A 13,466-nucleotide genomic window follows, 5' to 3' on the forward strand; every position below is an offset into this window, starting at 1 on the left:
GCGACGGGCTACAGTCGGCCAGACGGTCATCTGCACGTGTAGCTGGCGGCCAGCAAGGCGTCGCCCGCAACGTAGGTCGGCCGCGTGGGGTATGCACACAGCGGCGTGCTAGCCGTTGGGGTCAAGCCTGCGGTAGAGGAGAGGACGGTGCCGACGGGCACCTTCTTGTTCTCCACCCAATCGAGAAGAAGCTTGTACAGATCTCCCGTGCCCACGCCGGGCATCGGAATTGCCGCAGCGGGATTTGCCGTCTGATTGGCTGGCCCGTGACCCATGCCGGCAATCTCAAAGAATCGATAGAACCCTTGGACTTCGGACAGCCCCCCCATTTGCGCCAGTACGCTGTCGTAGTACTTCACCGATCCTTGCGGGAAGATCAAGGGATCGCCGATTCCCACGTAGTGAATCAGTTTCCCCCCACTCGCCTTGAATTCGGTCAAGTCAGCGTTGTCCGTATTGATGTCTCCAAACTGCGGCTGCAGTGCGATGCCGAGGTCGAACGCATTCGATAGCTGGGCGTAGTTGAGGGACTTCCATCCGTCGGTACCGTTGCCGGTTGCATTGATGAAAAGAGGCCCTGCCATTGCCGGGTTTTGCAGTTCCAAACCGACCATATCGGTGGCAATCGGGAATGCGGCATCGGAAGCAAGGAATGCCAGGCTCGTACCCCTTGTCAGGCCATACCACCGGTGAGCCCCCGACGGTGGACCGAAGCCGTTGTCGACTGCCGGATCCGGCACGCTGCCATCGGCTGTCATCCCGTACCAGATCTTGTTGATCGCGAGCGCCTGAAGTTGTGTGACGCATGCGGCGGTCGAGTTGGTGCCGCCGCCACTGGCGCATAGGACCGCCACATCCTTGGTCGGGTCGTAGCGGCAACTGGCAGCATCCAGCACATAGCCGAGATGCTTTCCTCCAACGAGATCGCACGCGGAGATCGCGGCGTTCGACACAAGGTTGAGTTGATCGACAGACATATAGCTGCCTGCCAAATCCCGTTGGACAACGATCTGTGGATACAGCTCTGCGGTGATGAACTTCGTCCAATGGATGGCGGGGTAGCCGGCAAGAATGCCGTTGTAGTCGTTTGGAAAGGCCTGGGCCAGCTTCAGTGCTTGCCGACCGCCGGTCGAGCCGCCGTCAAAGTAGGAGACGGTCGGCGCGGAGCCGTAGTAAGCCAGCGCGAGTGCCTTGGTCTTGACTGCCTGCTCGTGAAGGGCTCGCGAGGCGAAATCGGTCCACAGAGTCGTGTTGATGGTCCCGTCCGGATTCATTGCGAAAGACGCTTGGAGATTCGCCGGCGCCCCCATGTGCCCCGTATCGGTCGACGACGAGACCGCGCCTTCCTCGGCGGCGACGGCAGCGGGCTTTCGAAAGTCGCCGCTCGTTGCAGTCGAGGAAATCTTGGTGAGGTCCGTTTCCTCGGTGCCGACCCACCCGCCGCCGCCGACCGCATGCACTCGTCCATTCCAGGCGGATTTCGTCGGGAGCCAGACTTCGATGCCGATGCCTGGCGAAGTCGAGAGAGATCCTGCAGGCCCAGGATTGCCGGGGCCGACGAGCAACTTGACCAGACAGAGGTCTGCTTCGGCTGTTGGGGTGGTCGCTTGTGCAGTACCGCCGTCAGGTATTAGCGGATCACCCAACTTGAAGGACTTGACCAACAGAACGCTCGTGTTTGCATCCGACTTGAAATTGGCCGTGATCGAGCTATCGCAGTTCAGGACCATTGGCGGGACGGCGGGCGGAGTGGTTGTGGGCGGCGCAGTCGTTGCTGGTTGGTTGGACGCGGCCACCGCAGCCAATGCGGCCGCAACGGCTGCAGGATCTGAACCGCCGCCTCCACCACACCCTGCCAGCACGACGCTAAAGGCGGCGGCAAGACTGAAAGTTGTGAAAGGCAAGTATCGATAGTTGCTCATAGTCTTTTTGACGTGCGCATCATTGACAGGGTCGCGCCTTGGAGGACTCCCGCTCGCGAAATGAGCGTCTTGAGGTAGGCGCAAGGCGGCAGACTCTGGCGCCGGGCTGCGAGTGGACTGCTCACGATGCAGTGCTGTGAGTCGCGTCCCAAAGGACGCGACGCGGCCACCAAACGCTGCGGCTATTGGCAGGTATAGCTAGTCGCTTGCAGGGCGTCACCGCTTACGAAGGTGATCTTCTTGGGGTACACGCAGATCGGCCAGCTTTTTGGGACGACCGGCGGACGCACAGGAAAGAAAGGGTCCGTCCCCACGGAGGTCACAACTAGCGATTCCGGGGCGGCGCCCTTCTCAACCCAGCCCGTCAGGGCGCTATAGAGCTGTGCACTCGTGGGCATCGGAGGGTTTGCATCGGCGCGAGCCGTTCCGTTGTGGAACGGGCCATGCCCCATTCCTGGTACTAAATAGAGGCGAAAGAAGTCTTGCACCGTTGAGAGGCCGCCCAGCTTGGCCACAACCTGTTCGTAATAGTTGATGGAGCCTTGCGCATAGACTGCCTCGTCCGCAAAGCCGTGGTGAAGGAGAATCTTTCCGCCTGCCGCCTTGAAAGCCGACAAGTCAGGATTGTTGGCATTCACCTGACTGAAAGCACCTTGAAGGGCCACGCCGCGATCGAAAGCGTCCGAGAGTTGCGTGTATGACAAGCCCTTCCATCTGGAAGCTCCGTTTCCAGTTGCATTCTTGAAATTCGGTTCGGCGATGGTCGGGTCCTGCAATTCCAAGGCGACCATGTCGGAGGCGATAGTAAAAGGCCCTGTCGGCGAGGCCGCTAGCCCTGCGGGGTAAACGAACTTGCCATATGTTGATGCGCCACGGTTGAGCCCATACCACCGCTGTGGCGACTGGATGGTCTTACTCCATCCGTTGTCCACTGCGGGATCGGGAACGCTTCCATCGGCAGTCATGCCGTACCAGAACTTGTTCATCGCCGTTGCCTGAGCGAGATTGACGCAACTCGATGATGTGCTGGCTCCCACGACTCCGCCATTGCCTGTGACACCGGGACACAGGACTGTTGCGTCCTTTGTTGGGTCATAGGTGCACTGGGCCGGATTGAGAATGACGCCCATATGCTGAGTTCCGACCGTATCGCAAGCGCTTATCGCGGCGTTCGACACGAGGTCCTGCTGTTCAAGTGTCGGAGCGACACCTCCGAGATCGCGCTGGATCACGACCTGAGGCTGCAGTTCTCCTGTGATCAGCATGGTCCAGTTGATCACCGGATAGCCCACGAGAATGCCGTTGTAGTCTTGCGGGAAGGACTGAGCCGAGGCGAAAGCTTGGCGCCCGCCCATTGAGCCCCCTTCAAAGTACATGTGGTCCGGCGCTGATCCGTAGTAAGCAGTGGCCAGGGCCTTCGCCTTGTTCGCCTGCTCATGGATCGAGCGCAGCGAATAGTCGCGCCACATCGATGTGGCTATGGTGCCATCCGGATTCATAGCGAAGGAGCCGTCGGAGACGGTGCCGTGGCCGGAGTCGGTCGTTGCACTCACCGCACCCTCGGCGCCCGCCGTAGGAGCCGCGGCACCACTCACGCGGGTAGTAGATCCTTCGTTACCGCCTCCCCAACCGCCGCTTCCCATGTTGTGAACACGCTTGTTCCAATTGGCACGAGACGGCAGCCAGATCTCAATTCCTATCCCTGGCGACGTCGATGGGGCGTCCGCAGGCCCGGGATTGCCGGGGCCAACGTTGAGCTTGACCATGCAGAGGTCATTTGCGGCCTTCGGCGTTTGGGCTGTGACAGCTTCTGTGAGAACCAGCGGGTCCCCTTTCTTGAACGCCTTGACAAGCAGAACCGACGTATCGGCGTCCGGTTTGAAGCCGGTCTTGATGGAGTCGTCGCACGTTAGTTGAGTAGCCTGCCCGCCACCAGCTCCGCCGTTGCCGCCGCTACCGGTTCCGCCCCCGCGGATCAGGCTGCTGAGGTCCAAGCCGTTCCCTCCACCACCGCCGCAACCAGCCATGGCTACGGCCGCGGTCGCGGCCACGCCCAACATACGTACGATTCGCCGGGCGCCTTTCACCATCGGGGCCGGGCCCACGCGAGATGTAGTTTTCAAAGTTGTCTCCTGGATGCGTCTGCAAACCTAGGCTTGCGAACTGAACCCCCGCCCGAGCACGTCGAGTACCGAAGGGCGGGGGCGGTCCGCTGCCGTCACCATCGACACGCCTGCGTTCTGTGTATGAACTGAAGTGCATGTCTTGTCGCAAGATTAGGTCAACCCGTCCCCATGGCGTTATCGGAAACCATGCGCTTTTTTCAGATTCCAGCCTTGCAACGGATGGGTTTCCCCTCGGGCTCACGAATCTGGCGGCGACGTAAACTGCATCCGCTCGGACCGGTCAAATGCAGTGAGTTGCATCCGATGCGGCTTTCATTCAAAGCAGTCTGGGGCGCCCATGTCCAATTCCGCGCCAAGCGCCTCTTCGCCAGTCTCATTTCAGCCGTTGGCTTGCCCGCACGAAGGATGGACGGGTTTGCCGATCACGCTCGAGCGCCTGCCAGATCAGGGCGAGGTGACCAACTTGATCATTCCGCACGCTACCTTGGCGGTGGTGCGCAGCGGCAGCGGGAAGCGCTGGCTGAAAAGCGGTCGCCACTTGGAGGAGTTCGAGACCGCGCCCGGAACGATCGATTTCCTCGAAGCGGGCCTTCTCGTCGAGAAGGCCTGCTGGGACGGCACTCCCGGGGAAGTCCTGGGCATTCAATTCCCGGCGGTAATGGTCAATCGCCTGCTCCACGACGATGCATGCGCGTTCAATCTCCAGACTTGGCACGAGCGCTCGGACCAGAGACTGTCGCATCTGGTCGATGCGTTATGGGCGGAGGCTGTGAGCGGCTCACCGCTTGGGCCACTCTACGCGCAAGGCGTCACTCTGGCATTGTTAGGTTTGCTGGACGCACGCCATGGTGAGCGGCCCGCCGTTTCCTTGAATCAAATAGGGAGGTTCGGCCCGCGGGACGTCAGGCGCTTGCGCACGCTCGTCACGGAGCAACTGGGGGAGGACCTCCGCATCGAGCGTCTCGCCGAATGCGTTTCGATGAGCCCGCACCACTTTGCGAGGACCTTCAAGGCAACCTTTGGGCAGTCCCCTCATGCATTTGTACTCGAGCAGAGAATCGAGGGTGCGGCTCAGATCTTGAAAGTCCATCCGGACCGGAGCATTGCAGACGTTGCCAGTGAATGCGGGTTCTCCAGTCATGCCCATTTCACTGAGGTATTTCGAAGGAAGCTCGGAACCACCCCCGCGCGCTGGCGCCGATGTTAGTTCGCGGCGGGCGGACTGAGCATCAGCCGGTCCCGCGCGAGAACGACTTGCATTGAGTGACTGCTTTGACCGAGTTGCGAACTACCGCAAAAGGCCATCACTTTTGTAGCAATCCGGTCGTCCCAACCTACGATGCGATCGGCGCGAGTGCGGCGCCGACGCGCCGCATCGCTCTGTGATCATCCCGCCGAGGATCTTCTGGAAGCGCTCATCCTGCACTCCCGAGACGATGTATTGCCAGCGGTACGCCTTGAGCATCGTGTCGCGCAGCCTTTGCACCTGCGCGGCGCCGTTGCTGGCAGCCAAACGCCTGCGCATCGTGCTCGGCGACTACGAGGTCGAGCCCTGGCCAGTCAGCCTGACTTACCCCAGCGCGCGGCTACTGCCATCGCGCACGAAGGTTTTCATCGAGTGGATGGTCGGTGAGCTGACGTCATCGGTGTAGCACTGGAGGTGGGCTGGCTGGCCGGCGCCTTGGTGGAACTGGGTCAGCTCACGGGCAGCGCCCGGGCGCTCACTTGCTGCAGTCCCCGCCGACCGATACCGAACCGTCCTTGCATTCGGTCAGGATGCCGTCTTTGCCGCGCTGGAGGGCGGGGGATGAGGCGGTCGAGGGGGAAGCGGCCTCCGCTTCGTAGACGATCTTCCTGCTACCACGGTCGCAGGTGCCTACGACCTTGCCGCTGACCGTGGCGTCGGCCGTCACGATGGTGAGCGTGAAGCGCGTCGCACCCGCGCCGCGAATCTTTGCGTCGATCTGGGCCAAGATGTCGTCGCAGTTGCTGGCAGCGCTCGCGGAACCCGCAAAGGCCAATAGGACGATAGAGAGCAAGGACGGCTTCAGCATCGGATGCTTGCCTCGAAGGAGCGCGCTAGGCTAGGACAGGCAGTGTAGCGCTACCTCCTTTGTCGACACAGTAGCCTTGCGTCTACCGGCGAATCCCTGCAAGTCGCATCCGATCCGCGTCAGCCGCGGAACTCCGGCTTGCGCTTCTCATTGAAAGCCGCGACCGCCTCGTGATGATCCGGCATCTGGTGCGACATGACCTGGAAGGCGGCCGACATTTCAAGCAGCGTGTCCAGGCGCGAATGCAGCGCTTCGCGCAGCAGGCGCTTGGCCATGCGCACGGCATGCGGCGGGTTGGAAGCGATCTGCCCGGCCAGTTCGCGCGCCGTCGGCATCAATTGCTCGGGCGACACCACACGCGACACCAGGTTCCACTCCACGGCCTGCTTCGCGTCGATGGTCTGGCCGGTCAAGGTCAGCTCGGTCGCGCGCGAGAGGCCGATGATGCGCGGCAACAGCCACGCACCGCCATCCCCCGGGATGATGCCGAGCTTGACGAAGCTCTCCGCGAACTTGGCACCTTCGGCGGCGATGCGGATGTCGCACAGGCATGCCAGGTCCAGCCCCGCTCCGATGGCATGGCCGTTCACCGCCGCGATCACCGGCACTTCGAGGTTGAAGAGGTTGAGGGCCACCTTCTGGATGCCGAGCCGGTATTCGCGTCGCAACTCCATCCCCGGCATATCGTGGTAACGCCCCATGTCGCGCACATTGCCGCCCGACGAGAAGGCCGTGCCCGCACCTGTGAGGATGACCGCGCGCACCGAATGATCGGCGTGGATGCGATCGATGGCCGCCAGGAACTCTGCCGAAGCGGTGTTGCCCGTGAGCGGATTGCGGCGCTCGGGATCGTTCATCGTCAGTGTGACGATGTGGCCCTCTTGCTCATAGATCAAAAAGTTGCTCATTGCAGGATCTCCTCCATCACGAATTGCAGGACCGACGGCACGGCATGCCCGAGCATCGCCTCGCCGACGATGCGGTTCCAGTAGGCCTCCGAGCCATCGGCCATGCGCCATTCGTGCAGGCGGCGGCTGTAGAGCTGGAGATCGAATTCCTCGGTGACGCCGATGGCGCCGTGAAGCGCATGGGCCGTCGATGCCACGAGGGGCACCGAGGCACTGGTGCGCGCCTTGGCCGTTGCGGCAGCGAGCACCGCGGGGATCTTGTCGCCGGCCTTGAACGCCAGCTCCGCCGCCACGCCCGCGCAAGCCACATGCTCGGCCATGACGCTGAGCTGGTGCTGGATCGACTGGAACTTGCCGATGGCCTTGCCGAACTGCACGCGGTCGTTGCAGTAGCCGAGCGTCATCGAGAACATCCGCTCCATCGCACCGGCCATGGCCGCCGCATGCAGCGCCGCGCTGAACACGGCGACCCGGTCGCCGTTGTCTCCGACCGGCGTGCCGATGGCGTCACGCGCCCAATGCAGCGATGCGCCCTGGCTGCCGCGCACGCCGGTCGTGGTGCGTTCGGCCTTTGCGCAGTCGAGCAGCACGAGCGCGCCGTCGACGTTGGCGAGTGCGTGGTCCGCGATGGCGCCGAACGCCACGTTGGCTGCACGGACCGAACCATCGGCTTCCCGCCGCGCATGGCCCACGAGCGTGATCATGCCTTCCGGCGCTGCGACATCGCCCAGCAGGGCGCGCGCCGCAATGCTCTGCGCTGCGGGCACCGGCACCGCGTGGCGGCCAAAGGCCACGAAGATCGGAAAGATCGCGTCCAGGTCGAGTCCCGCCCCGCCGGCGGCTTCGCTCGCCATCAGTTCCAGGAATCCGTTGTCCGCCAGCGCGTGCCAGAGCGCCGCAGCCGTTCCGCCGTTCTCGATCGCGCGGATCACCGCCGGTGTGCACTGGTCCACGAGGATCGTCTCGATGGCTTCGGTAAACATGTTCTTGTCTCCTTGATGTTCAGCGCAGGCCGAGCCCGCGCGCGATCATGCCGCGAAGGATCTCGCGCGTGCCGCCGCGCAGCGAGAAGGTCGGCGAGATCTGGCTCAAGTAGGCGAGCGTGCGATGCAGGTCGGCATCGATGGCGCGCGTCGGGTCGGCTGCCACGGCCGCTTCGATGGCGGCTGGAATGGCCTGCTCGAACTCCGTGCCGATGTCCTTGACCAGCGCCGCCTCGACCACAGGGCTTTCACCGCGCGCGAGCTTGGTGGTCACGGCGACCGACAGGCTGCGCAGCGTCGCCAACTGCGTCGTGAAGCCGCCCAGCAGCGCGGCATCCGATGCGGAGAAGCCGGTCTTGCGCAGGCTCGCCATCCAGGTGTCGAGCAGCACGACGCTCGAATAGAGGCGCTCCGGGCCGCTGCGCTCGAAGGCGAGTTCGGCGTTGACCTGCATCCAGCCACTGCCTTCGTCGCCGATCAACGCGTCATCCTTGAGGAAGACGTCGTCGAAGGTCACTTCCGAGAAGTGCGCGTCGCCCGTCAGGTCGACGATCGGGCGGATGTCGATGCCGGGCAGCGAGAGGTCGACGATCAACTGCGAGAGGCCGCCCTGGCGGTCTTCCGGCGCGCCGGAGGTGCGCACCAGCGCGATCATGTAGTGCGAGCGGTGCGCGTTGGTCGTCCAGATCTTGCGGCCCGTCAGGCGCCAGCCGCCTTCCACGCGGGTAGCGCGCGTGCGCACGCTGGCCAGGTCGGAGCCCGAGTTGGGCTCGCTCATGCCGATGCAGAAGAAAGCTTCGCCGCGGCAGATGCGCGGCAGGTAGAAGTCTTTTTGCGCTTCGGTTCCGAACTTGTTGATCAACGGACCGCTCTGGCGGTCGGCGATCCAGTGCGCGGCGACCGGCGCGCCGGCCGCGAGCATTTCCTCGACGAGCACGAATCGGCGGAAGGCATCGAGGCCCGCGCCGCCGTACTCGCTGGGCAAGGTGATGCCGACCCAGCCGCGCGCAGCGAGACGCCGGCTGAAGGCTGCGTCGAAGCCCATCCAGGTGCGTGCCCGCACCGCAGGCGAGGCAGGCTCCAGGTTGGCCGCCAGGAACTCGCGCACTTCCTTGCGAAATGCCTGCGCTTCCTCGGGCAGTTGCGCAAGGCGGAAGGCCTCGAGCAACTGCGTGCTCATGGCGTCACCTCTTCGACGGGGATCTCGCCGGTGGTCAGTGCATTCGGAGCGGCCTGCTTCACCAGGTCGGGGATCAGCTCACCGAGCTCCTCCACGGTCCAGCGTCCAACCTTCTCGATACGCGGGCCGGCGTGCCAGCCTTCGGCCACGGTGATGCGGCCACCCCGCGCGCCAAACACGCGCCCGGTGATGCCACGCGATTCGCTGCTGCCGAGCCATGCCACCAGCGGCGCGACATTCGACGGGTCAAGCGGATCGAAGCCGGGGGCCTCGTTGCGGATCGCCTGCCACTTGGGGCTGGCGAAGATGTCTTCGGTGAGGCGGCTCATGGCGGTCGGGTAGATGGCGTTCACCGTCACACCGTAGCGGTCCAGCTCGCGCGATGCAATCACCGACAGGGCGGCAATGCCGGCCTTGGCCGCGCCGTAGTTCGACTGGCCGGCGTTGCAATACAGGCCCGACGACGAACTCGTGTTGATGATCCGCGCGTCGCGCTGGCGCCCGGCCTTCGATTCGTTGCGCCAGTAGGCGGCGGCGTGGCGCGAGGGCGCGAAGGTGCCGCGCATGTGCACGCGGATCACGGCGTCCCAGTCCTCCTCCTCCATGTTGACCAGGGTGCGGTCGCGCAGGATGCCCGCGTTGTTGACCAGCACATCGAGGCCGCCGAAGGTGTCGATAGCCGCTTCGATCATGCGCTTGGCGCCCTTCCAGTCGGCCACGTCGTCCGCGTTGGCGATCGCCTGGCCGCCCATGGCTTCGATCTCGGCCACGACTTCGAGGGCCGGGCCTGTGGCGGAGCCGGGGCCGCCGTCGCCGCGTCCGCCCAGGTCATTGACCACGACCTTGGCGCCGTGGCGTGCGAATTCGAGCGCGTACTCGCGGCCGATGCCGCGGCCGGCGCCGGTGATGACGACCACGCGGTCCTTGCAAAGCTGTTGCATGTCTTTCTCCTGGATTCTTTTCGGGCGCAGCGACTCAGCGCTGCACGATATCGACCTGCTTGGCCAGCGCACGGTAGCGCGCAGTCTCCGACGCGATCATGGCGCTCATTTCCTTGCCGGGCACGGTGTACACCTCGGCGCCCGCCGTCTCGGTCACGTAGGTCTTGAACTCCGGTTGCGCCATGGCCTTGAGCAGCGCGGTCTCCAGCGTCTTCGCCGCGGCGTCCGGCACCTTGCTGCTCACGCCGAAGCCGATCCAGACATAGAGGTCGTAGTCGGGCAAGCCGCTCTCGCGCACCGTGGGCACGTTGGCGAGCTTGAGGTGGCGTTCCTTGCCGGTCACGGCCAGCGGACGCACCTTGCCGGCGGCGATCAGCGGCAGCGCGCCGCCGATGTCGAGCAGGGCCAGGTCCACTTGCCCGCCCATCAGGTCGGTCTGCACCTGGCCCGGGCTCTTGTAGGGGATGTAGTTGAACTGCACACCGGCCTGGTGCTGCATCATCAGCGAGCCGATGCGGTAGTGATGGCTGTAGCTGGCCATGCTCACGGTCTTGGGTGCCTTGCGCGCGGCGGTCATCGCTTCGGCGAAGGTCTTGTACGGCGAGTTGGCGCCGGTGACCAGCACCGCAGCGCTGCGCAGCATGGTCGCCACCGGACGCAGGTCCTTCTGCGGGTCGTAGGCCAGGCCTTCGTTGACCAGCGGGTTGATCACCATCGACGAAGGCGACAGCATCAGCACGCTGTAGCCGTCGGCCGGCGAAGTCAACAGGCTCTGAACGGCCAGCACCGCGTCGCCGCCCGGCTTGTTTTCCACGAAGGTCGACTGGCCCAGCTCCGGCATCGCCAGCTTGGCGACCAGGCGCGTGACGGTGTCGGAACCGCTGCCCGGGCCCAGCGGCACGATGAAGCGCACGGGGTGCGACGGGAAGGGGTCGGCGGCTTGCGCAGGCTGCAAGGGCAGGGCGAAGGCCATCAGCGAGGTCAACGCTGCGCCCAGCAGGCGAACAGTCTTGAGAGGTTTCATGTTTGTCTCCGGTTTGGTGATTCGATTCACAAGCTGGCCAGGCGCGCGGCCTGCGCGTCCGCGTCGCCGAACAATTGGTCGAGGACATGGATGCGACGCAGGCAATGGCCGACCGCGTATTCCTCCGTCATGCCGATGCCGCCGTGCGACTGGATCGCCTGCTGGCAAAGCGCACGTGCGTGACGGCCAATGGAAAGCTTGGCGCGGGGCAGGTCGGTGGCCGCGTTGGGCGACGCTGGGTCATCCGCCGCCACTGCCGCCGCAATGGCCATGCTTCGGGCCATTTCGAGTGCGACGGCCATCTCGGAGATGCGATGGCGCAGCGCCTGGTATTCGCCGATCAGCCGGCCGAACTGCTTGCGGGTGTTGACGTAGGCGGTGGTGAGGGCGAAGGCCGTTTCCATCGTGCCGACCATGTCCGCGCAGACGGCGGCGGTGCCTGCTGCGAGTGTGGCGCGAATGGCGGATGCTGCGCGCGCGTGGTCCGAAGAATTGCCCAAGGGTTCGGCGGCTGCCGAGTCGAGGATCAACTCGGCAGCGGGCGTGTCGTCGATGAGCCGGTAAGCCCGCAACCTGGCGTTGCCAGCATCGACAAGGAAGAGGGCGAGGCCGTCTTCATCGCCGGGCTGTCCGCTGGCGCGCGCACTCACGACAAAGCGGCTGGCCGCACCGGCATGCAGCACGAGCGACTTCGCGCCATCGAGACGCCACTGCTTGCCGTCGAGGTGTGCACGCGTTTCGACCCACAGGGACGCATGGCGCCCGGCTGCTTCCTCGTGCGCCCAGGCCATGCGCAATTCACCACTGGCGAGTGAGGGCAGCAAGCCGTCCTTCTGCGCTTCGCTGCCCGCTGCAAGCACAGCTGTCGTGGCCAACACGCTCGACGTCAGATACGGCTCCAGCAGCAGCGCGCGTCCGAAAGCCTGCATCACCGGCAGCCGGTCGCCCGCACCGCCGCCCAGCCCGCCGAAGGCCTCGGGAATGCCCAACGCCGTCACGCCGAGTTCGGCCAGCTTGTTCCACGCCGCTTCGCTCCAGCCCGCTTCCGAGCCTGCGATGGCGCGACGCTTCTCGAAGCCGTAGTGGTCATCGAGCAGGCGCGACAGGCTTTCCGCCAGCGCCTGTTGTTCTTCGTTCAGATCGAATTGCATGGCTTATCCCAGAAGCGTCTTGGCCAGAATGTCCTTCTGCACTTCGCTGGAGCCGCCGTAAATGGTGGCTGCGCGATAGAAGAAGTAGCGAGGAGACGCGGCAGCGAGCGGGTGCAGGGCAGCGTCGCCTTCGCCATCGCGCCGTTCCAGTCCAGCCGGTCCGGCGAGGCGGGCGATCAGCGAAGTCAACGCCTGCATCGTCTCCGAGCCCTTGACCTTGAGCACCGACGCGAAACCCGGGTTCTTGCGACCGATTTCCGGGTCGAGAAGGAAACGCCAGTTGGTCAGCTCCAGTGCGCGCACTTCGGCGCCGAGCGTGGCCAGTTCGGCGGCCAGCTTCGGGTCGTCGATCAGGCGCTTGCCGGCTTGGCTGATGCTCTCGGCGAGCTCGTGTGCGTAGCCCAGCCGCTCCCAGCACAGGCCGATGCTGGCGATGTTGGTGCGCTCGCTCGCCAGCAGGTACTTGGCGCAATCCCAGCCGCGTCCTTCCTCGCCGACGAGGTTGGCGACCGGCACGCGCACCTTGTCGAAGAAGACTTCGTTGAGGTGATGCTGCCCGTCGATCGAAACGATCGGCCGCACCGAAACGCCCGGCGTCTTCATGTCGATCAGCAGGAACGAAATGCCGTCCTGCTTGCGCGCCGCCTGCTCGGTGCGCACCAGCGCAAAGATCCAGTCGGCATGGTGCGCGGAGGTGGTCCAGATCTTCTGGCCGTCGACCACGTACTCGTCGCCATCGCGCACGGCACGCGTGCGCAACGAAGCGAGGTCCGAGCCCGAATCCGGCTCCGAGAAGCCCTGGCAAAACCACAGATCGAGCCGAGCCAGCTTCGGCAAGAAGAAGCGCTTCTGTTCTTCGGTGCCAAAGCGCAGCAGCACCGGGCCGAGCATCGCCACGTTGAAGGGCAGGGGCTGCGGCGCCGCGGCGCGTTGCAGTTCCTCGACCAGGATCAGGCGCTCCGCAGTGCCGAGCCCTGCGCCGCCGTACGCCTGCGGCCAATGCGGCGCCGCCCATCCACGTTCATGCAGGATGCGTTGCCACGTCACGATGTCCTGCTTGCGGGCCGCGTGGCCCTTGCTCAGGCGGTCGCGGATCTCGGCGGGCAGCCGGTCGCGGATGAAGGCGCGCACCTCGTCGCGAAACGCGGTCTCGCTCGGGCTCAGCTGGAGATCCATG

The 13,466-nt window shown here is 64.5% G+C and carries 12 protein-coding genes; 2 read left to right on the forward strand and 10 right to left on the reverse strand.

Annotated elements, in window-relative coordinates; translation table 11 throughout:
- Window positions 1–26 precede the first annotated feature (26 nt).
- Window positions 27–1,922 carry a tannase/feruloyl esterase family alpha/beta hydrolase gene (locus AC1DHL_RS03155; RefSeq protein WP_478160556.1) on the reverse strand — a complete coding sequence of 632 codons (1,896 nt, stop codon included), beginning with the start codon at window positions 1,920–1,922 and terminating at the stop codon, window positions 27–29.
- 182 nt (window positions 1,923–2,104) lie between these two features.
- The gene (locus AC1DHL_RS03160) at window positions 2,105–3,916 is read right to left on the reverse strand and encodes a tannase/feruloyl esterase family alpha/beta hydrolase (RefSeq protein ID WP_478160558.1); all 1,812 of its coding nucleotides are present in this window, start codon (window positions 3,914–3,916) and stop codon (window positions 2,105–2,107) included.
- Between the two features lie 547 nt (window positions 3,917–4,463).
- On the opposite strand from AC1DHL_RS03160, the gene AC1DHL_RS03165 reads away from it, so the two are divergent.
- Window positions 4,464–5,255: a helix-turn-helix transcriptional regulator gene (locus AC1DHL_RS03165; protein WP_478160560.1), complete on the forward strand. Its 792-nt coding sequence runs from the start codon at window positions 4,464–4,466 to the stop codon at window positions 5,253–5,255.
- 250 nt (window positions 5,256–5,505) lie between these two features.
- A complete protein-coding gene (locus AC1DHL_RS03170) occupies window positions 5,506–5,700 on the forward strand; it encodes a hypothetical protein (RefSeq protein WP_478160562.1) in 195 nt (64 codons plus the stop codon).
- A 69-nt stretch (window positions 5,701–5,769) separates the two neighbouring features.
- Here AC1DHL_RS03170 and AC1DHL_RS03175 read toward each other — a convergent pair whose 3' ends face one another.
- The 8 genes from AC1DHL_RS03175 to AC1DHL_RS03210 all read right to left on the reverse strand — a co-directional run bounded on the left by AC1DHL_RS03175 (window position 5,770) and on the right by AC1DHL_RS03210 (window position 13,465).
- Window positions 5,770–6,087: a DUF1161 domain-containing protein gene (locus AC1DHL_RS03175; RefSeq protein ID WP_478160564.1), complete on the reverse strand. Its 318-nt coding sequence runs from the start codon at window positions 6,085–6,087 to the stop codon at window positions 5,770–5,772.
- Between the two features lie 134 nt (window positions 6,088–6,221).
- Window positions 6,222–7,010 (reverse strand): crotonase/enoyl-CoA hydratase family protein, encoded by a 789-nt coding sequence (locus AC1DHL_RS03180; protein ID WP_478160566.1) that lies wholly within the window; start codon window positions 7,008–7,010, stop codon window positions 6,222–6,224.
- Window positions 7,007–7,993: an acyl-CoA dehydrogenase family protein gene (locus AC1DHL_RS03185; RefSeq protein ID WP_478160568.1), complete on the reverse strand. Its 987-nt coding sequence runs from the start codon at window positions 7,991–7,993 to the stop codon at window positions 7,007–7,009. The genes AC1DHL_RS03180 and AC1DHL_RS03185 overlap by 4 nt, the downstream gene beginning before the upstream one ends.
- 19 nt (window positions 7,994–8,012) lie before the next feature.
- Window positions 8,013–9,173, reverse strand: a complete 1,161-nt coding sequence (locus AC1DHL_RS03190; protein ID WP_478160570.1) for an acyl-CoA dehydrogenase family protein — start codon at window positions 9,171–9,173, stop codon at window positions 8,013–8,015.
- Window positions 9,170–10,114, reverse strand: a complete 945-nt coding sequence (locus tag AC1DHL_RS03195; protein WP_478160571.1) for an SDR family oxidoreductase — start codon at window positions 10,112–10,114, stop codon at window positions 9,170–9,172. Before AC1DHL_RS03195 ends, AC1DHL_RS03190 begins: the two co-directional genes overlap by 4 nt.
- A gap of 34 nt (window positions 10,115–10,148) precedes the next feature.
- Window positions 10,149–11,138 carry a Bug family tripartite tricarboxylate transporter substrate binding protein gene (locus AC1DHL_RS03200; RefSeq protein WP_478160573.1) on the reverse strand — a complete coding sequence of 330 codons (990 nt, stop codon included), beginning with the start codon at window positions 11,136–11,138 and terminating at the stop codon, window positions 10,149–10,151.
- Between the two features lie 26 nt (window positions 11,139–11,164).
- Entirely contained in the window at window positions 11,165–12,289 is a 1,125-nt protein-coding gene (locus AC1DHL_RS03205; protein ID WP_478160575.1) for an acyl-CoA dehydrogenase family protein, read from the reverse strand.
- Between the two features lie 3 nt (window positions 12,290–12,292).
- Window positions 12,293–13,465, reverse strand: a complete 1,173-nt coding sequence (locus AC1DHL_RS03210) for an acyl-CoA dehydrogenase family protein (RefSeq protein WP_478160577.1) — start codon at window positions 13,463–13,465, stop codon at window positions 12,293–12,295.
- Window position 13,466 lies beyond the last annotated feature (1 nt).

It is taken from the genome of Variovorax sp. 10L426, assembly GCF_056395305.1.

Coding starts and splice junctions, on each gene's coding strand:
- AC1DHL_RS03155 (WP_478160556.1), bottom strand. CDS start 1,922: ATGAGCAACTATCGATACTTGCCTTTCACAACTTTCAGTCTTGCCGCC.
- AC1DHL_RS03180 (WP_478160566.1), bottom strand. CDS start 7,010: ATGAGCAACTTTTTGATCTATGAGCAAGAGGGCCACATCGTCACACTG.
- AC1DHL_RS03185 (WP_478160568.1), bottom strand. CDS start 7,993: ATGTTTACCGAAGCCATCGAGACGATCCTCGTGGACCAGTGCACACCG.
- AC1DHL_RS03190 (WP_478160570.1), bottom strand. CDS start 9,173: ATGAGCACGCAGTTGCTCGAGGCCTTCCGCCTTGCGCAACTGCCCGAG.
- AC1DHL_RS03195 (WP_478160571.1), bottom strand. CDS start 10,114: ATGCAACAGCTTTGCAAGGACCGCGTGGTCGTCATCACCGGCGCCGGC.
- AC1DHL_RS03200 (WP_478160573.1), bottom strand. CDS start 11,138: ATGAAACCTCTCAAGACTGTTCGCCTGCTGGGCGCAGCGTTGACCTCG.
- AC1DHL_RS03205 (WP_478160575.1), bottom strand. CDS start 12,289: ATGCAATTCGATCTGAACGAAGAACAACAGGCGCTGGCGGAAAGCCTG.
- AC1DHL_RS03210 (WP_478160577.1), bottom strand. CDS start 13,465: ATGGATCTCCAGCTGAGCCCGAGCGAGACCGCGTTTCGCGACGAGGTG.